General features: G+C 73.8%; 14 protein-coding genes. 6 read left to right on the forward strand and 8 right to left on the reverse strand.

Going from position 1 to position 18,677, the window contains the following annotated elements:
* Positions 1 to 116: 116 nt before the first annotated feature.
* A complete protein-coding gene (locus ACIA8O_RS20045) occupies positions 117 to 1,040 on the reverse strand; it encodes a LysR family transcriptional regulator (protein WP_396295237.1) in 924 nt (307 codons plus the stop codon).
* Positions 1,041 to 1,402: 362 nt separating this feature from the next.
* On the opposite strand from ACIA8O_RS20045, the gene ACIA8O_RS20050 reads away from it, so the two are divergent.
* Complete coding sequence (locus ACIA8O_RS20050; protein WP_396295238.1) at positions 1,403 to 5,413, forward strand: molybdopterin-dependent oxidoreductase; 4,011 nt, start codon at positions 1,403 to 1,405, stop codon at positions 5,411 to 5,413.
* A 28-nt stretch (positions 5,414 to 5,441) separates the two neighbouring features.
* On the opposite strand, the gene ACIA8O_RS20055 is transcribed toward ACIA8O_RS20050, so the two are convergent.
* Positions 5,442 to 7,154 (reverse strand): FAD-dependent oxidoreductase, encoded by a 1,713-nt coding sequence (locus tag ACIA8O_RS20055; protein WP_396295239.1) that lies wholly within the window; start codon positions 7,152 to 7,154, stop codon positions 5,442 to 5,444.
* Positions 7,155 to 7,282: 128 nt separating this feature from the next.
* Positions 7,283 to 7,558 carry a DUF6343 family protein gene (locus tag ACIA8O_RS20060; RefSeq protein WP_396295240.1) on the reverse strand — a complete coding sequence of 92 codons (276 nt, stop codon included), beginning with the start codon at positions 7,556 to 7,558 and terminating at the stop codon, positions 7,283 to 7,285.
* Between the two features lie 62 nt (positions 7,559 to 7,620).
* Between ACIA8O_RS20060 and ACIA8O_RS20065 the strand changes: the two genes are divergently transcribed.
* Positions 7,621 to 7,800: an I78 family peptidase inhibitor gene (locus tag ACIA8O_RS20065; protein WP_396295241.1), complete on the forward strand. Its 180-nt coding sequence runs from the start codon at positions 7,621 to 7,623 to the stop codon at positions 7,798 to 7,800.
* On the opposite strand, the gene ACIA8O_RS20070 is transcribed toward ACIA8O_RS20065, so the two are convergent.
* The 3 genes from ACIA8O_RS20070 to fabG all read right to left on the reverse strand — a co-directional run bounded on the left by ACIA8O_RS20070 (position 7,751) and on the right by fabG (position 9,864).
* Positions 7,751 to 8,473, reverse strand: coding sequence for a phosphatase PAP2 family protein (locus ACIA8O_RS20070; RefSeq protein WP_396295242.1), 723 nt, complete (start codon positions 8,471 to 8,473; stop codon positions 7,751 to 7,753). The genes ACIA8O_RS20065 and ACIA8O_RS20070 overlap by 50 nt on opposite strands.
* Positions 8,474 to 8,813: 340 nt before the next feature.
* Positions 8,814 to 9,008, reverse strand: coding sequence for a hypothetical protein (locus ACIA8O_RS20075; protein WP_380149869.1), 195 nt, complete (start codon positions 9,006 to 9,008; stop codon positions 8,814 to 8,816).
* A gap of 91 nt (positions 9,009 to 9,099) precedes the next feature.
* The gene (gene fabG, locus ACIA8O_RS20080; protein ID WP_396295243.1) at positions 9,100 to 9,864 is read right to left on the reverse strand and encodes a 3-oxoacyl-ACP reductase FabG; all 765 of its coding nucleotides are present in this window, start codon (positions 9,862 to 9,864) and stop codon (positions 9,100 to 9,102) included.
* A gap of 466 nt (positions 9,865 to 10,330) precedes the next feature.
* On the opposite strand from fabG, the gene ACIA8O_RS20085 reads away from it, so the two are divergent.
* Positions 10,331 to 11,155 carry a MarR family winged helix-turn-helix transcriptional regulator gene (locus ACIA8O_RS20085; protein WP_396295244.1) on the forward strand — a complete coding sequence of 275 codons (825 nt, stop codon included), beginning with the start codon at positions 10,331 to 10,333 and terminating at the stop codon, positions 11,153 to 11,155.
* A gap of 131 nt (positions 11,156 to 11,286) precedes the next feature.
* Here ACIA8O_RS20085 and ACIA8O_RS20090 read toward each other — a convergent pair whose 3' ends face one another.
* A complete protein-coding gene (locus tag ACIA8O_RS20090) occupies positions 11,287 to 12,144 on the reverse strand; it encodes an aldo/keto reductase (RefSeq protein ID WP_396295245.1) in 858 nt (285 codons plus the stop codon).
* A gap of 341 nt (positions 12,145 to 12,485) precedes the next feature.
* Here ACIA8O_RS20090 and ACIA8O_RS20095 point away from each other — a divergent pair, with 341 nt between their 5' ends.
* Positions 12,486 to 14,294, forward strand: coding sequence for an ABC transporter transmembrane domain-containing protein (locus ACIA8O_RS20095; protein ID WP_396295246.1), 1,809 nt, complete (start codon positions 12,486 to 12,488; stop codon positions 14,292 to 14,294).
* Positions 14,291 to 16,063, forward strand: coding sequence for an ABC transporter ATP-binding protein (locus ACIA8O_RS20100; RefSeq protein ID WP_396295247.1), 1,773 nt, complete (start codon positions 14,291 to 14,293; stop codon positions 16,061 to 16,063). The genes ACIA8O_RS20095 and ACIA8O_RS20100 overlap by 4 nt, the downstream gene beginning before the upstream one ends.
* A gap of 25 nt (positions 16,064 to 16,088) precedes the next feature.
* On the opposite strand, the gene ACIA8O_RS20105 is transcribed toward ACIA8O_RS20100, so the two are convergent.
* On the reverse strand, positions 16,089 to 18,269 hold the full coding sequence (locus tag ACIA8O_RS20105) for a hypothetical protein (protein ID WP_396295248.1): 2,181 nt from the start codon (positions 18,267 to 18,269) through the stop codon (positions 16,089 to 16,091).
* A gap of 186 nt (positions 18,270 to 18,455) precedes the next feature.
* Between ACIA8O_RS20105 and ACIA8O_RS20110 the strand changes: the two genes are divergently transcribed.
* Positions 18,456 to 18,653, forward strand: coding sequence for a hypothetical protein (locus tag ACIA8O_RS20110; RefSeq protein ID WP_396295249.1), 198 nt, complete (start codon positions 18,456 to 18,458; stop codon positions 18,651 to 18,653).
* Positions 18,654 to 18,677 lie beyond the last annotated feature (24 nt).

An 18,677-nucleotide genomic window follows, 5' to 3' on the forward strand; every position in this document is an offset into this window, starting at 1 on the left:
CCTCCCGGACCGTCCGCAGCCGGGTGCGAGGTGTCGTCGAGGCGCTTTCGAGGTGCCTTCGAGTGGCGGTCGAAGGCACCTCGAAGGCCGGGCCCGGCCGGAGGGGGGAGTCCCCGTCAGGCCCGGACGGCCTGCCGGGCGGTGGCTCCCGGGGCCTGCCGGACGAGGTCGAGGAAGGCCGAGACGGCGGGGGAGAGCCGGGTGCCCGCCGACCAGAGGGCCTGTGCGTAGGTCTCGGTCCGGGGGAGCCAGGGCAGGACCGAGAGTCCCTGGCCGGCCAGGCCGGCGCCGCTGACGGCGCTCTCCGGGACCATGGCGACGCCCAGTCCGGCCTGGGCCATGCTGAGGGCGCCCCGGGTGGAGCCGGTCTCCAGCACGGCCGGGTCGATGCCGTGCTCCCGGCGCAGGTGGTGGACCAGCGCCTCCTGGGAGGCGCAGTCCGGGTCGACCACCAGGACCCGTCCGATGGAGTCGGTGGTGGGCGGGGTGGTGGTGCCGTTCGGCTGTGGCTCGCCGACCGGCACCATCGGGACGCGGAACAGGGACTGGCGGCTGACCCCGGGCAGGCCGGGGGCCTCGTCGTCGGGGTCGGCGGTCAGGGTGAGGGCGACGTCGACCTCGCCCTGGGCGACGGCGCTCTCCACCTCGGTGGCGGTGAGCACCTTGGGCGCGATCGTGACCTCGGGGTGGCGGAAGCGGCACTGCCGCACCAGCTCGCCCATCTCGTACTCCATCAGGAGCGTGGTGGAGCCGACCACCACCCGGCCGGTGGCCCCGCCGCCGATCTTCATGGCGGTGTTGAGCTCGTCGAGGACGGAGAAGATCCGGCCGACGTAGTCGCGGGTGGTCTCGCCGGCGGGGGTGAGGCGGACCCCGTGCGGCAGGCGGTGGAAGAGCTGGGCCCCCAGCCGGCTCTCCAGGGACTGGATGTGTGTGGTGACGCTGGACTGGGAACAGCCGAGGTTCTTCGAGCTCCTGGTCAGGCTCCCGGTGTTGGCGACGTCCCAGAAGGTCTTCAGCTGACGGACCGTGAAATCCACGTATGCCCCCCACGGCACATGGTGACGTTGAGAATCTAACGGGTGTGCTGCTCTCTAGCCATTAGAGAGTGGCACGCGTGTTCGGGATTCTCAAACCCCGGCCGGGTCCGGTGTGACACGTGGGGTCGGATTCTCCGTCAGTTACGCACGAGTAGGGGCAACCAGAGGGGCGGTAGGTCAGTCAGAGGGTTCGTGACGCGCATGATGACGGGCCCGACGACCACCCCTGAGCTGCGGCGCTCACAGCTGAGGCACCGTCAGGTGCGCCGGGTGTAACGCGGCGGACCGGGCCCTCGTCATCTGATCGCAACAGGGGCTTCCTACGGTGGAGCGCCAGGTACCGCCGGAGGAAGGAACGCAGCGTGACACAGGTACGGACCGCCTGCTCGTACTGCGGGGTCGGCTGCGGCATCGTGCTCGACCTGGCCACCGGGCCGGACGGGCGGATCACGGCCGCCAGGGTCACCGGCGACGGGGAGCACCCGGCCAACGCCGGGCGGCTCTGCACCAAGGGCGCCACCCACGCCGAGCTGCTCGCCGCCCCCGGCCGGCTCTCCACCGCGCTGGTCCGGGCCGAACGGGGCGCCCCGCCCGCCCCGATGGACGTGGACGCCGCGATCGCCGAGACCGCGCGGCGGCTGCGCGCCGTGCTGGACGAGCACGGCCCCGACGCGCTCTCCCTCTACGTCTCCGGCCAGATGTCCATGGAGGCCCAGTACCTGGCCAACAAGCTGGCCAAGGGCTACTGGCGGACCAACAACATCGAGTCCAACTCCCGGCTCTGCATGGCCAGCGCGGGCAGCGGCTACAAGCTCTCGCTCGGCGCCGACGGACCGCCCGGCTCCTACGAGGACCTGGACCGGGCCGACCTCTTCCTGGTGATCGGCTCCAACATGGCCGACTGCCACCCGATCCTCTTCCTGCGGATGATGGAGCGGGTCAAGGCCGGCGCGAAGCTGATCGTGGTGGACCCGCGCCGCACCCCGACCGCCGACAAGGCCGGGCTCTTCCTCCAGGTCCGCCCCGGCACCGACCTGGCCCTGCTGAACGGCCTGCTCCACCTGCTGGTCGAGAACGGCCACACCGACCCGGCCTTCATCGACGGGCACACCGAGGGCTGGGAGGAGCTGCCGGAGTTCCTCGCCGACTACACCCCCGCCGCGGTCTCCGCGATCACCGGGATACCCGAGGCCGACCTGCGCACCGCCGCCGAGTGGATCGGCACGGCGGGCGAGTGGACCAGCTGCTGGACGATGGGCCTCAACCAGTCCACCCACGGCACCTGGAACACCAACGCCCTGGTCAACCTGCACCTGGCCACCGGCGCGATCTGCCGCCCCGGCAGCGGCCCGTTCTCGCTCACCGGGCAGCCGAACGCGATGGGCGGCCGGGAGATGGGCTACATGGGCCCCGGCCTGCCCGGTCAGCGCTCCGTCCTGGTGGCCGAGGAGCGGGAGTTCACCGAGCGGGTCTGGGGGATCCCCGAGGGCAGCCTGCGCACCGAGGTCGGCAAGGGCACCGTCGAGATGTTCGAGCGGATGGCCGAGGGCGCGATCAAGGCCTGCTGGGTCATCTGCACCAACCCGGTGGCCTCGGTGGCCAACCGGGCCACCGTGATCCGCGGCCTGGAGGCGGCCGAACTGGTCGTCACCCAGGACGTGTTCGCCGAGACCGAGACCAACGCGTACGCCGACCTCACCCTCCCCGCCACCCTGTGGGCCGAGTCCGACGGCGTGCAGGTCAACTCCGAGCGCTGCCTGACCCTGATCCCCGGCGTGCTGGACGCGCCCGGGCAGGCGCTCCCCGACTGGAAGCTGATCGCCGAGGTGGCCCGCGAGATGGGCTACGCCGAGGGCTTCACGTACGCGAGCGCGGAGGAGGTCTACCAGGAGATCCAGCGGTTCTGGAACCCGGCCACCGGCTGGGACCTGCGCGGCGCCGGCTACGACCGGCTGCGCCGCACCCCCGTGCAGTGGCCCGCCGCGCCCGGCGGCCCGGAGCGCAACCCGATTCGCTACCGCAACGACGGCGTCAGCCAGGCCCTGCTGGAGCGCCCCGACGGCAGCCGCCCCGCGCTGGCCTTCGCCACCCCGTCCGGCCGGGCCAGGTTCTTCGCCCGGCCGCACCTGCCGCCCGCCGAACTCCCGGACGCGGAGCACCCGTTCACCCTCACCACCGGCCGGGTCCAGCACCAGTGGCACACCCTCACCAAGACCGGCAAGGTGGCCAAGCTCACCAAGCTCGACCCGGGCTCCTTCGTCCAGGTGCACCCCGAGGACGCCGCCGAGCTGGGCATCGCCGAGGGCGACCAGGTGGAGGTGGCCTCCCGCCGCGGCCGTGCGGTGCTGCCGGCCCGGGTCACCGACCGGGTGCTGCCCGGCACCTGCTTCGCGCCCTTCCACTGGAACGACCTGTTCGGCGAGTACCTGAGCGTCAACGCCGTCACCAACGACGCCGTCGACCCGGTCTCCTTCCAGCCCGAGTTCAAGGCCTGTGCGGTGCGGCTCACCAAGGTCGCGGCCGCGGCCTCCCCGGTGCTCGACCTTCCCGCCGAACTCCCGGTCACCGTACCGCTGTTGGCGGCGGCCCTGGGGCTGGGCGAGCTGACCCCGCCGGTGCTGGCGGAGGAGGAGCGCAGCTACCTCGCCGGGTACCTGGCCGGGATCACCGCCGCCCCGCCGGAGAGCGGGGTGCCGGTGCTGCCCGCGCAGGCGCCGCTCGCCCCCGCCACCGCCCGCTGGGTGGACGGGCTGCTGGCCGGGATGTACTCGCGCACCGCGCCGACCGCCGAGCGCGGGCAGGTGCTGGTGCTCTGGGCCTCCCAGACCGGCACCGCCGAGGAGGCCGCCGCCACCGTCACCGCCCGGCTCACCGCGGCCGGCCGGCCCGCCCGGATGCTCGCCATGGCCGACTGCACGCCCGCCGAACTCGCCGGTGGCGCCGACCTGTTGGTGGTCACCAGCACCTTCGGCGACGGCGAGGCCCCGGACAACGGCGCGGCCTTCTGGCAGTGGCTCGGCGCCGAGGACGCGCCCCGCCTGGAGGGCACCCGCTACGCCGTGCTGGCCTTCGGCGACCCCAGTTACGCCGACTTCTGCGCCCACGGCCGCCGCCTGGACGAACGCCTGGCCGAGCTGGGCGCCGAGCGGGTGCTGCCCCGGACGGAGTGCGAGCCGGGCCAGGAGGCCCGGGCCGCCGACTGGTCGGCCCGGGCCGCGGAGGCGCTGGCCGACGCCCGCCCCGCCGCACCGAGGACCGCGAGGCGCGAGGAGCACCCCGCCCGGCTGGTCGGCAACCGGCTGCTCAGCCTGCCCGGCGCCGCCAAGGAGATCCGCCGCTTCACCTTCGACCTCGGCGAGGACGGCCCCGCGTACGAGGCCGGCGACGCGCTCGGCGTCCGCCCTGCCAACTGCCCCGCCCTGGTGGAGGAGTGGCTCACCCTCACCGGCCACCACCCCGACACCGCCGTCACGGTGGAGGGGGCCGGTGAGCTCCCCTTCGCCGAGGCGCTCACCCGCCACCTGGACATCACCCGGCTCACCCCCGACCTGCTCCGGCTGGCCGCCGAGCGGACCAGGGACCGCGAACTGCGCGCCCTGCTCCGCCCGGACAACAAGGACGGCCTGGCCCAGTGGAGCTGGGGCCGCCAGGCGGTGGACCTGCTGGCCGAGCACCCGTTCAAGCTGAGCGCCCAGGAGTGGGCCGAGGCGCTGCGCCGGCTCCAGCCCCGCCTCTACTCCATCTCCTCCAGCCCGCTCACCGACCCGCGCCGGCCGAGCATCACCGTCTCGGTGCTCCGCTACGAGGGCCCGCGCGGCCGCCGGCGCAAGGGCGTGGCCTCCACCTTCCTGGCCGACGCCGCACCGGAGCAGCCCGTCCCGGTCTTCGTCCAGCGCGCCCCGCACTTCCGCCCGCCGGCCGACCCCTCGGCCAAGACCGTGATGATCGGCCCCGGCACCGGGGTGGCCCCCTTCCTCGGCTTCCTGGAGCACCGCCGCGCCCTCGGCCACCTGGGCTCCAACTGGCTGTTCTTCGGCGAGCAGCGCCGGGCCGCCGACTTCTACTACCGGGACGAGCTGGACGAGCTCTACCGCTCCGGCACCCTCTCCCGGCTGGACCTCGCCTTCTCCCGCGACCAGCGCGCCAAGGTCTACGTCCAGGACCGGATGCGCGAGCACGGCGCCCAGCTCTGGCGCTGGCTCCAGGACGGCGCCCACCTCTACGTCTGCGGCGACGCCACCCGGATGGCCAAGGACGTGGACCGCACCCTGCGGGAGATCGCCGTCACCCACGGCGGCCTGACCGAGGACGAGGCCCAGGTGCACCTCAAGCAGCTCGCCGCCGACGGCCGCTACGCCCGGGACGTGTACTGACGGCAGGCCCGCCGGGGCCGGCGCTCCCTCAGCCGGCGGGCGTCGGAGCGCCCTGCGGCCCTGCCGCCCGGCTGGCCGGGACGGTGTCGGTGGCGTCGACGGTGGTCGCGGGCGCGGTGGTGCGCAGGTGGGTGAGGGCCGCCTGCAGGGCGACGGCGCCCTCGCCGACGGCGGAGCCGACCCGCTTCACCGAACCGGACCGCACGTCCCCGGCCGCGAAGACACCGGGGAGGCTGGTCTCCATCAGATAGGGGTCACGCTGCTCGGCCCACGGCAGCGGCAGGCGGCCCGCGTCCTCGCGGGCCGCCTGCCGGACGTCCGGGCCGGTGAGCAGGAACCCGCCGGAGTCCCGGGCGCAGACGTCGGCCAGCCAGGCACTGGCCGGGACGGAGCCGATCAGCACGTGCAGCAGTGCGGCGGGCACCTCCTCGACCTCGCCGGTGCGGTTGTCGCGCAGCCGCAGGCCGGTCAGGCGGGTGTCGCCCAGGGCCTCCACCACCTCGGTGCCGCAGCGCAGTTCGACCCGGTCGTCGGCCTCGATCCGGTCGAGCAGGTAGGCCGACATGGCCTGCGGGCGGGCCGACGCCTCCCGGACCAGCAGGGTGACGGAGTCGGCGTGCTCGGCGAAGTGCAGGGCGGCCTGGCCCGCCGAGTTCCCGGCGCCGACCATGTAGACGTGCTGCCCCGCCGAGGCCTTGGCCTCGCTGAGGCAGGAGCCGAAGTAGATCCCGGCCCCGGTGAGGCGCTCGACGCCGGGCACCGGCAGGGTCCGCCACTGCATGCCGGTGGTCACCAGGACGGCCCGGCCGCTGATCCGCGAGCCGTCGTCGAGGTGCACCAGGTGCCCGCCGGGGACGGGCTCCAGCCGGGTGGCGATCCGGGTGGAGACCCACTCCACGCCCATCCGGCGGGCCTGGGTGAGGGCCCGCTGCGCCAGCTCACTGCCCGTCAGACCGGCCGGGAAGCCGAGGTAGTTCTCGATCCGGGAGGTCGACCCGGCCTGGCCGCCGGGGGCGTCGTCCTCGACCAGCAGGACACTCAGGTTCTCGCACGCCCCGTAGACCGCACCGGCCAGCCCGGCGGGGCCGCCGCCGACCACCACCAGGTCGTAGGCCGTCCGGCTGGCGGGCCTGGTCAGCCCGAGCTCCAGCGCCAGCCGGCTGAGCCCGGGGTCCGTCAGCCGCCGTCCGTCCGGCAGGACCGTCACCACCGGCTCGTCCTCGGGCGCGTCCTCGGTGGAGAACGGGACCGCGTTGCGGGCCAGGAAGTCCCGTACCCGGTACGCCCCGGCCGAGAACGGCGAGCCGATCACGGTCACCGCGCCGGACGGCCCCCGGCGCCGGCTCAGCTTCCACTCCAGCAGCAACTCGTCCACCAGCGGCAGGAGCCCGTCCGCCCAGAGGTCCGAGGAGGCGGGCAGTGCCAGCGAGCGGACCGCGGTCCCGGTCTCCCGGTCGGTGAGCAGCAGCCCCTTGGTGGCCGGGCTCAACGCGGCCACCGCGTCCAGGAGTTCGGCCCCGTGCGCGTCGGTCAGGCTCTCCTCGGCGATCACCAGGGCCGGTCCGGTGCCGTCGGCCGTCTCGGCCGTCAGCGACAGGGCCTCGGCCAGGCCCGCCACCGTCCGGACCCGGTACCGGGCCCCGTAGCGGGAGCGCAGGGCCTCCGCCAGGTCCTCCCGCCGGGCCGGGGCGGGTGAGGCGATCAGGATGGTGGGCCGGGGTGCGCTGCCGTTGCCGCTCATGGTTCTCCAAGTGATCCGGCGCACCGACCTCCGGCCCGCCTCCGCCGCGGCGGCCGTCGAGCACGGCCGTCGCCCCCGGACCAACGATCACCGGTCCGTCCCGTTCCGGGTTGCCGCCCCGAGGGGTCCTACCGCTCCGTCCGGCGGCGGCGGACCACGACCGCCAGGTCCACCGCCGCGAGCAGGGTCAGGACGCCGCAGACGATCGCGAAGGTGCGCAGGCTGGCCTGGCTCGGCACGTCGCCCGGGCCGTTCACCGCCGACCAGAGGGCGAAGCCCGCCGTCATCAGGGCGTAGAGCGGGGTGAAGAGGACGGAGAGCAGGAAGCGGAGCTTGAGGTCGCTCCGTGCGGTCATCGGTTCGCTGCCGCTGCGCCAGTCGCGCGGGGTCTTGGCCGGTCGCATCGCCGCACCACCTCCAAGGCCTACGATCGGCATGTACCCACGAGGGGAGAGGGGTAACGGCGATGGACGAGGACGAGTACCTCGGGCTGACCGGGGAGCAGGCCGAGCGGCTGGCCGCCGAGCGGGGCTGGCGGACGGTCCGGGTGCTGGCGCCTGGGGCGCTGGTCACCCTGGAGTACCGGGAGGACCGGCTCAATCTCCAGCTGCGGGACGGCCGGGTGGAGCGCTGCTGGCAGGGCTGACCGGAGCGGGGGAGGGGCGGACCGGGGCGGCCCGCCAGAGGTCGGTGATCCGGCGGTCGACGGCGGTGACCAGCGGCTCGCCGGTCGGCAGGGCGAGCAGCACCAGGGCGCCCGCGGCCCACCCGGCGAGCACGTCGGAGAACCAGTGGGTGCCCAGGTAGACGGTGGTCAGGCCGACCGAGGCGGCGACCAGCGAGACCAGCACCACCCCGGTCCGCTGCCAGCGCACCGCCAGGTAGGCCAGCACGCCCCAGGTGACCACCGAGTTGGCGGTGTGCCCGGAGGGGAAGATGGTGCCGCCGAGGAAGAGCTCGGGGTCGTTGAGGTAGTGCGCGTAGTGCGGGCCGAGCCGGCCGGTGAGGATCTTCACGCTGCCCACCGTGACGTTGAGCAGCAGCAGGGCTCCCGCCATCACCAGCAGCGGCCGCACGGTGCGCTGCCGGACGCACCGCCAGCCCAGCCAGAGGCAGGCCGCGATGGCGGACGGGCCGCGCTGGCCGACCACCACCCAGAGGTCGAGGAAGTCCAGCACCTGCGGCCAGCGCTTGTACGGGCGCAGCTGTTTGAGCCACCAGTCCAGGTGCACCAGCGAGGTGTCGAACAGCACCGCCAGCACGATCAGCAGGTAGGCCAGCCCGACCAGTACGGTGAGCGCCCGATGGCCCGGGCTCATCGGGAACGGGGGTCTGACGGGGCGTCGGGTGGCGGTGGGCACCCCCAGACAGTACCCGGACAGAAGCGGACATTACGTCAGCTCCGGGACGGGGCGGCCGCTTCCGCAGGGTGGGGGTCCCACAGAAACGGCCGCGTCACCGGGCCCGAACGGAGGCCCCCGGCGCGGGCCGGCGGACTTGTTCGGACATCAGTTGCAGAGGAACTTAGCAGCCGCTCCCCGCCCGTGGTCACTCGTTTCGGTCTCGATTTCACGGCGCGGCCGTACCCGCGAACCCCTCGGGCCCCGCACCGTGTGCGGGGCCCGAGGGGTGTGTGCTCCTACAGTATGTAAGGAGCGGTCAGGGGGTGAGCCGCTCTACCGCGGCCGCCCCCTCCAGCTCCAGTTGGCGCCGGGCGCGCTCGATCAGCGCGGGGGTGGGGGTCCGGCCCGAGGCCATCACCAGGTCCTCGGGGTCGACCGGGTGCTCGGCGCCGGTGTGCAGCAGCCGGTCGGGCGTGGGCATGGAGTCGGCGTCGTCCGCGGGGTTCATCATCGTGCTGCCTCCAGGGTCCTCGGAGGGTGCGCAGCGGCACCCGTGCCCCGAGTCTGCCCCCGCCGTCCCCGCCCCGCGAGCGGACGGCGCGTCAGTCCAGCGGGCCGCCCGCCACGTAGATGACCTGGCCGGAGACGAAGCCGGCCGCCTCGGCGGCGAGGAAGGAGATGGTGTTGGCGACGTCCTCCGGCAGGCCGACCCGGGCGACCGGGATCTGGGTGGCGGCGGCCGCCTTGAAGGCCTCGAACTCCATGCCGACCCGGGCCGCGGTGGCGGCGGTCATCTCGGTGGCGATGAAGCCGGGCGCGACCGCGTTGGCGGTGATGCCGAACTTGCCGAGCTCGATCGCCAGGGTCTTGGTGAAGCCCTGCATGCCGGCCTTGGCGGCGGAGTAGTTCGCCTGGCCGCGGTTGCCCTGGGCGGAGGAGGAGGAGAGGTTGACGATCCGCCCGAAGCCGGCGTCCACCATGTGCTTCTGGCAGGCCCGGGACATCAGGAAGGCGCCCTTGAGGTGCACGTCCATGACGGTGTCCCAGTCCGACTCGGACATCTTGAAGAGCAGGTTGTCGCGCAGCACGCCGGCGTTGTTGACCAGCACCACCGGGGCGCCGAGCTCGGTCGCGATCCGCTCCACGGCGGCCGCCACCTGGGCCGCGTCCGAGACGTCCGCGCCGACCGCGAGGGCCCGGCCGCCGGCCGCGGTGATCCGCTCGGCGGTCTCCTTCCCGGCCTCCTCGGTCAGGTCCACCACCGCGACCGCGTAGCCGTCGGCGGCCAGGCGCTCGGCCGTGGCCGCGCCGATCCCGCGCGCGGCTCCGGTGACCACCGCGACGCGGGGGCTGCTCTGCTCGGTCATGTTCGTACTCGTCTCTCTCTCGGGGGTGACGGGAGAACGCCATCGGCGCCGCCGAACGTTCGGACGGGCGTCGCGGGCGCAAGATTACCGACCGGTAGGAATGCTGACCAGAGGGCAGAGCCGCAGGTGACGCAGGGTGAGGATGGCTCATGTTCGGAGCCGCGGAGGCCTGCTCGACGTGTGCGCGACACCTGGCGGAAATATGCCAACTCCGCCGAACAAACATCTACTCTCGGCCCCAGCCTGCCAGTTCTGGCCGACCGTTTGTATAGTGTGCGCCAGCAGCCACCGGCTGCACGGCTGGCGCGCTCACCCTCACAGCGGGTCGCTCACTCGCCGTTACTGCCCGCCCGGGTGTCCCACACACACCGGGTGTGACATCGGGACGGATTTCATGGTGCTGGGGGAGATCCCGACAACCCGCGTGCCCGGCCGACTGCAGCAGTCGCCCGGTCACCTCATCCGCGTGGCCCAGCAGGTGCACACCCGCCTCTGGTCCGAGCATGTCGGCAACGAGTTGACGGCGCCTCAGTTCGCCGTACTGCTCGTGCTGGCGCTCGAACCGGGAGCGGACCAGCGCACCGTCGGCGAGCGTGCCTCGCTCGACAAGGCCACGATGGCCGAGATGGTCGCCCGGCTGGTCCGGCGCGGCCTGGTCCTGCGCCGCCGCGATCCTGCGGACGGCCGGCGCAAGCTGCTGGCGCTCTCGCAGAACGGCGCCCAGGTGGTCCGGGAGGCCACCGGGGGCGTGGTCCGCGTCCAGCGGACCCTGTTCGAGCCGCTCACCCCTGAGGAGCAGCTCGAACTGGTCCGGGTGATGGCCCGGATCGCCCGCCTGGAGCCCGCCGCCGTGGCGGCAATGACCGACGCCAGGCCCCTGCTGGACGCGCAGCGCGCCGTCGGCTACCTCATCCGGGTGGCGCAGCAGGTGCACACCAAGCTCTGGTCCGACCAGGTCGGCTCCGACCTGACGGCGCCCCAGTACGCGGTGCTGGACGCGCTGGAGACCGAGCCGGGCGCCGACCAGCGCACCGTCGGCGAGCTGGCCTCGTTGGACAAGGCGACCATGGCCGAGATGGTCAGCCGGCTGGTCCGGCGCGGCCTGGTGCTCCGCCGCCGGGACCCGCTGGACGGGCGCCGCAACCTGCTCTCGCTCTCCCCGGCCGGCCAGGAGCTGCTCCACCGCTCCTCGGCGGGGGTCCGCGCGGTGCAGGAGCTGCTGCTCGCCCCGCTGGAGCCGCACGAGCACGCGCCCGCGATGGCGCTGCTCGCCAAGGCGGCCCGGCTGTAACGATTCATCAGGCTCCACGGACCTGGCAGGAACGATTTTGCCCGGTCTTCCCGGAGCGCCCGACCGACCGGCCACCACCCTTTCCGTAGAGGGTGGTGGCCGGTCGGCTTGGGGCCGGCCGCGACGGCCGGTCAGTTCCAGTCGAAATGCTGCGGGTCCGGGCCGAGGCGCTTGCCGGTCTCCACGCCGGCGATCGCGGCCAGGTCCTCGGCGTCCAGCTCGAAGCCGGCCACGTCGAGGTTCTCCCGGATGCGCGCGGGGGTGACCGACTTCGGGATCGCGATGATCCCGCTCTGCAGGTGCCAGCGGAGCACCACCTGGGCGACGGTGCGGCCGTGCTTCTCGGCCACCTTCACCAGGGCCGGCTCGGAGAGCAGGTCCTTGCCCTGGCCCAGCGGGCTCCAGGCCTCCGTGGCGATGCCGTGCTCGGCGTGGTAGGCGCGCAGCTCGTGCTGCGGGAAGTGCGGGTGCAGCTCGACCTGGTTGAGCACCGGCACCAGCGCGCTGCGCTCGCGCAGCTTGTCCAGCTGCTCGGGGCCGAAGTTGGAGACGCCGACCGAGAGGGCACGGCCGTCGGCGGCCAGCTTCTCGAAGACCGTCCAGATGTTGAGGAAGCTGTCCCCGTGCATCGGGCGGGGCCAGTGGATCAGGTAGAGGTCCACGTGGTCCAGGCCGAGCTTGGTGAGGGACTCCTCGAAGGCGCGCTCCACCCGGGACCGGCCCTGCTCGCCGGACCAGTCGACCTTGCCCGAGTTCCACAGCTTGGTGGTGACGTACAGCTCCTCGCGCGGCACGCCCGAGGCGGCGACGGCCCGGCCGGTGCCCTCCTCGTTCTCGTAGACCGCTGCGGTGTCGATCGAGCGGTAGCCCGCCTCGATCGCGGTGGCGACGGCGGTGGTGGCCTGGTCGTCCTCCACCTGCCAGACGCCGAAGCCCAGCTGCGGGATCGAGCGGCCGTCGTTGAGGGTGATGCTCGGGATGGTGCTCACGGGAAGGGGTGCCCTCCAGGTCGTCCGGTGGTTTCCGTCATGCTCCCAACTGGTGGTCCAGGCCACTTGTTCCCGTCTCGGCCGAATTCGTCCGAAAATTCCTGCGCACGGACCACACCGGACCCGCCCGTACCACCCCGGTACCCCTCCTGACGTGGCCGGACCGGTCCGCCCGGGCCGAAAAACGGTTGCGGCCCGCGCCCGCACCCCGGCACGCTCGATGGCCATGACGTCGTGACGGAGCATCACCTCCCCCTGCCGGAGGCCCGCCTCCCCCCTGCCGCCCCCGGTGACCCGGGCCCGGCCATCCTCCCCCGCCCGCACCACCGCATCGGAGCGTCATGCCGCTCACCACCCTCCCGATGGCAGATCCGGGCCGCCCGGACCTGCACTCCCCGCTGGCGTTCCTGCGCTGGCTCCAACGCAGCCAGCGCCGGGGCAGCTGGCTGGCCACCCTCTGGGGCACCGTCGAGATGGCCGCGATGGCCGCCCTTCCGGCCGCGCTCGGCCTCGGCATCCAGGCCGTGGTCGACGGCGACACCGGCGCACTGTGGTGGGCGGGGGCGCTCGCCGTGCTGCTCACCACGCTCCAGGCCGTCGGCAGCGTCCTGCTGCACCGCCAGGCGGTGTGGAACTGGATCACCGCCGCCGCCCAGGTCCGCCAACTGGTGGCCCGTCAGGCCAGCGCGCTGGGCGCCGGGCTGTCCCGCCGGATCGCCACCGGCGAGATCGTCGCGGTCAGCAGCGGCGACGTGGAGAAGATCGGCTGGTACGTCGAACTGGTCGCCAGGGTCCGGGCCGCCGTGCTGGTCTGGCTGGCCGTCAGCCTGGTGGTGCTGGTGCAGCAGCCGCTGCTCGGCACCGTCGTGCTGCTCGGCGTCCCGGTCCTCGCGCTCTCGGTGCTGCCGCTGCTCGGCCCCTTCGAGCGCCGCTACGACGAGCAGCGCCGCCTCGGCGGCAGGGCCACCGAGCTGGCCGCCGACACCGTCGCGGGCCTGCGGGTGCTGCGCGGCATCGGCGGCGAGGAGCTCTTCCTCTCCCGCTACCGGGAGGCCTCCCAGCGGGTCCGCGGTGCCGCCGTCCGGGCGGCCAGGGTCTGGTCCCTGATGCAGGCCCAGCAGGTGCTGCTGCCCGGCCTGTTCGTGGTCGGGGTCACCTGGTACGGGGTCGAGCTGGCCGCCCAGGGCCGGATCACCGTCGGCGAACTGGTCGCCGTCTACGGCGCCACCGCCTTCCTGGCCGCCCCGCTGCGCATCCTCGGCGAGGCCGCCCACGCCTGGAGCGTGGCCCGGGTCTCGGCCGGCCGGGCCACCCGGGTGCTCGCGCTGCGCCGCACCTCCTCGGACGCGGCGCTCACCGCCGAACTGCCCGCCGACCCCGGCCTGGCCGACCTGCACGACCCGGTCACCGGACTCACCGCCCGGGCCGGCCGGCTCACCGCCGTGGTCTGCGGCGACCCGGAGACGGCCGGTTCGCTGGCCGCCCGGCTCGGCGGCCACGTGCCGCTGGCCGAGGACGAGACCGCACCGCCCTCCGTCCGGCTCGGCGGCGTCGAGCTGGACGCCGCGCCGCTGGCCGCGGCCCGGGCCGCCGTGCTGGTGCACGACAAGGAGCCGGTGCTGCTCTCCGGCACGCTGGCCGAGCTGCTCGCCGTCCCCGCCTCCGGACGGGTCGGTGCGGACCAGGCGGTGCGCGCCGCCCAGGCCGAGGACGTCCTGGACGCCCTGGTCGACGGCTCGCCCGAGGCCGGCGGGGACGCCATGAAGGCCGCGATCACCGAGCGCGGCCGCTCGCTCTCCGGCGGCCAGCGCCAGCGCCTGGCACTGGCCCGCGCCCTGGTGGTCGACCCGCCGGTGCTCGTCCTGGACGAGCCCACCAGCGCCGTCGACGCCCACACCGAGACCCGGATCGCGGCCGGCCTGCGCACCGTCCGGGAGGGCCGCACCACCGTGGTGCTGGCCACCAGCCCGCTGCTGCTCGACCAGGCCGACACCGTGGTGCTGGTCGACGGCGGCCGGGTGGCCGCCACCGGCCGCCACCGCGAACTGCTGCACACCACCCCGGCCTACCGGGCCGTGGTCACCCGCGAGGACGACGAGGCCGCCGCCTCCACCACCGTTGCCACCGTTGCCGTCGAGGAGACCGTATGAAGCCGCCCCTGGTCCAGGAGCAGGGCCCGGCCACCGTCCTGCCCGTGGCCACCCCCGCCACCGTCCGCTCCTACGTCCGCCACCTGGCACGCCGTCACCGGGGCGGCTTCGGCGCGGTGGTGGGCCTGCACACCGTGGCCACCCTGGCCGGTCTGGTCGGGCCCTGGGTGCTCGGCTCGCTGGTCGAGGACCTGAGCGCGGGCACCGCCGGGGGCAAGGTGCTCTCCGCCGTCGGCTGGTACCTGGCCGCACTGGTGGTGCAGGCCGCCTTCATCGGCTGGTCCCGACTGCGCGGCGGGATGCTCGGCGAGGAGGTGCTGGCCGACCTGCGCGAGGACTTCCTGGTCCGCTCGGTGGCCCTGCCGCCGGGCGTGCTGGAGCGGGCCGGGACGGGCGACCTGGTCTCCCGCGGCACCACCGACGTGGACCGGCTGGCCAAGTCCGTCCGCGAGGCGGTGCCCGAACTGGCCGTCGCCGTGGTCTCGGTGGTGCTGGTGCTCGGCGCCCTGGTGCTCACCTCCCCGCTGCTGGCGGTCTCGGTGGCCCTCGCGCTGCCGCTGCTGCTCTCCACCTCCCGCTGGTACTTCCGGCGCGCCCCGCAGTCCTACCGCTCCGAGTCCGCCGGGTACGCGGCGGTCAACACCGTGCTCGCCGAGACGGTGGACGCCGGGCGCACCGTCGAGTCGCTGCGGCTCGGCGGCGGGCGGGTGGAGCTGACGGACCGCAAGATCCACGAGTGGCAGGCCTGGGAGCGCTACACCCTCTGGCTGCGCTCGGTCTGGTTCCCGACCGTCTCCGCCTCCTACGCGATCGTCATCATCGGCACCCTGGTGCTCGGCGGCTGGTTCGCCCTGCGCGGATGGCTGACGGTCGGCCAGCTGACCGCCGGGGTGCTCTACGCCCAGGCCCTCACCCACCCCGTGGACCTCATCCTGCGCTGGTACGACGAGCTCCAGGTCGGCCAGGCCTCGCTGGCCCGGCTGGTCGGCGTCCGCGAGGTGGCCGACCCGGAGACCGACGCCTCGGTCCGCCCGGCGGGCCGTCAGGTGGCCGCCGCCGACGTGCGGTTCGGCTACCGCGAGGGCGCCGACGTGCTGCACGGCATCAGCCTGGACGTCGCCCCCGGCAGCCGGGTCGCCCTGGTCGGCCCCTCCGGAGCCGGCAAGTCCACCCTCGGCCGGCTGCTCGCCGGGATCTACGCCCCGGGCCGCGGCAGCGTCACCCTGGGCGGAGCCGCGCTCTCCCGGATGCCGGCGGAGCGGGTCCGCGCCGAAGTGGCCCTGGTCAACCAGGAGCACCACGTCTTCGTCGGCACCCTCCGGGACAACCTGCGCCTCGCCCGGCCGGAGGCGGCCGACACCGAGCTGCGCACCGCCCTCGCGGCGGTCGACGCCGACGAGTGGGCCGACGCCCTCCCCGAAGGCCTCGACACCGAGGTCGGCTCCGGCGGCCTCGCCCTGACACCCCCTCAGGCCCAGCAGCTCGCCCTCGCCCGCCTGGTCCTCGCCGACCCCCACACCCTGGTCCTCGACGAGGCCACCTCCCTCCTCGACCCGCGCGCCGCCCGCCACCTCGAACGCTCCCTCTCCCGCGTCCTGGCCGGCCGCACCGTCATCGCCATCGCCCACCGCCTCCACACCGCCCACGACGCCGACGTCATCGCCGTCGTCGAACGCGGCCGGATCAGCGAGTACGGCCCCCACACCGCCCTCGTCACCGCCGACGGTCCCTACGCCGCCCTCTGGCGCTCCTGGCGCGACGAGAACTGACGCCTGGTCAGCGGCCCCGCCCGGCTCACCCGCCGAGCGGGGCCATCGACGGACGGGCCCGGCCGAGCCGTGCTTCGGCCTCGGTGCGACGGGCGGTCTCCTGTGCGAGCCGGCCCTTCAGGACGGCCACTTCCTCGCGCAGCGCGGTGAGTTGTCCGAGCAGTTCCGGAACGGAGGCGGGCGGTTCGGCCGCGACGGGCAGCGGGGTGAGCGGGAGCGGAGCGTGTCCGGTGGTGACCGGTGAGCCCGGCCGCCCGAGCCCGGCCCGGAGGCTGCGTGCCTGGGCCTCACGGAGTTCCTCCGGCGGGAAGCTCCGCTCGGCGGTGCCGACCAGCAGGGTGAGGGTCTCCGGTCGCCGGCGCAGTTCCGGCGCTGCGATCATCTCGGCGGTGAACTCGGCTCCCCGTGCCACCACGCCGTCCAGGACGGCCGACAGATACTCCGCCGACCGTTGGGACGAGCTCCGCAGGAGTGCCAGCACTGTGGGTGGCGGGCACTCCTTGGCCGCCCGGTGCAGCAGCCTGACGCCGATCTCCCGGAAGCCGAGGCGGTCCAAGAGGTCCGTCAGGGCACGGAGCTCGGACGACTCCAGGGTCTTGGCCGTTCGGGCCAGCATCCGCATGACTTCGGCATCGATGCGGAGTGCCAGCTCACGGGCCTCCGCCTCAGGACGGCTCCGCAGGTACTCCAGGACCAGCCGGGTGCCGTGCGACGGGTTTGCGAACAGGTCCAGGGCAGCCACGAACTCGACCACGTCGACGATCCGTCTGGTGACGAGCGGGTGGTAGCCGGCCTCCGCCAGCCGGTCCAGCCCGATCTCGGTGGGAAGGGCACAGAGCACCGCGGCGGCACGTCTCGGTGGGCCGGTGCGCAACAGCCGGTCGAGATGGACCTGGAGGACCGGGCCGAGGCACCTCCCGGTGAGACTGGCCAGGAAGTCCGCCGCAGCCGGGGCGGGGAGTTCCTCGAGCACACGGTCCGTCAGCCGGTTGGCGAGGTCGAGGCGCTTGTACCTCGCGAGCAGCTCGGTGACCTGGAGCAGGTCGAGGTCGCTGCGCCACCTGGCCAGGTTGCCGAGACAGAGCTCGAGGGCGGAGCGGAGTTCGGGCCGGCTGTTCAAGTCGACGAGCAGGACCACGACATCGGCGCCCCGGAGGAACCGCATCGACGCGCCGGTGATCGTCGTCACCGCCTGGAGGCCGGGGGACCGGTCGTGCAGGTGGACGAGGAGGGTGAGGAGCAACGAGTCGGAGTGGGTCGACGCGAACGCTTGCAGGGCCGGACCGACGTACCCGTACAGTTGCCGGTCGACCAGACTGCAGAGCAGGTTCACGGCCTCGGTGAGACTGCGCTCGCGTACCGTTCCCGGTAACGCCGAGATCACCTGGGCCGCCCCCTCGGCCTGGTGCAGTGCCAGCAGCAAGGTGGCCACCTCGGGGGCCGGCCGGCTCCGGCAGGCAGCTCGGACGAGCTCGGTGGCGACCGGGCGGTGCCTGTCCTCGCTGTCGGAGACCAGGCGGACCAACTCGTCCACCGGAGTCCGGTCGGTGCCGGCCAGCAGGTCGCTCACACTGCTGGTTCCGGCGGTCCGCTCCTTCATCTCCTCTTCGATCCGGAGCCGCTCCAGCCGTTCCAGCCGGGCCACCAGGGAGATCACCCAGGCCCGGAGCACCAGGATCTCGTTCTGCAGGTTGTTCACCCGCTCCTGAAGCGCGTCCCGCTCTCGCTGTACCCGTAGCCGGGCGGCCGAGCTCAGGTCCCGCTGCCGGCGCACGGCTTTCAGCCGGGTGTCGGCCTCCTCGAGAGCGTCCTTGAGGTCGGCGAGTTGGGCCGACAGTTCCTGGTGGTCCCGCAGGCAGTCCTCCAACTCGGCCTGGAGCGAGGCGACCTGGGCGTGACCGCCACGTCGGAAGCTCTTGGTGTGCAGATCGCGGAGCCTCGCCTGGTCCGACGCGTCCACTGGTCTCCCCGCGGCGGCCAGCTGCTCGAACAGGGAGGCGAGGAACTGCTCGCCGGGGTCCCGCTGACCGTTGAGGTAGCGGGAGAGGGTCGGCGCCGGGATGTGGTGCTCCTTCCCGTAGACCCGGTAGCTGACGCCGAGTTGGTGGAAATGCCGCTTCAGGCGCTCGGCGAACTCCTGCCGGGTGCTCGCGGCATTCCGCGTGCGGGGGGCCGGAAGGTTCTGACTGGGTACGTCCTGGAGCACTGCACCGTCCTCGCTGAAATGTCCTCCTGCCGATTGTGGGGCCCACTGGCACATGACGGAGGCTGTTGCCGCGAAGCGGTAACGGACGGCTCCGTTGCCGATGTGGACGGCAACGCGTTGCACCTGGCGCAACAGTGCTGCGGGGCCGGACGGTGGGATCCCTGCCGTCTCTGCGAGGAGTACCTGATGAGCCGTACCGCGACCGTCCTGCTCGGCGCCGCCGTGGTGGTGCTGGCCGCCCTGATGGTGGCGGCCGGGGCGGGGAAGCTGGCGCGGTTGGACGGGGCGAGCTGGCCGGCGGCGGTGGTGCGGAGCGGGGTGGCGTTCGCCGGGACGCTGACCTTGGCGGCCGTACTGGTGGGGGCGGTGGTGGCACTGCTGTGAGGGCGTTCGGCCGTACGGATGGTG

Source organism: Kitasatospora sp. NPDC051853 (assembly GCF_044452665.1).
GTDB lineage: Bacteria > Actinomycetota > Actinomycetes > Streptomycetales > Streptomycetaceae > Kitasatospora.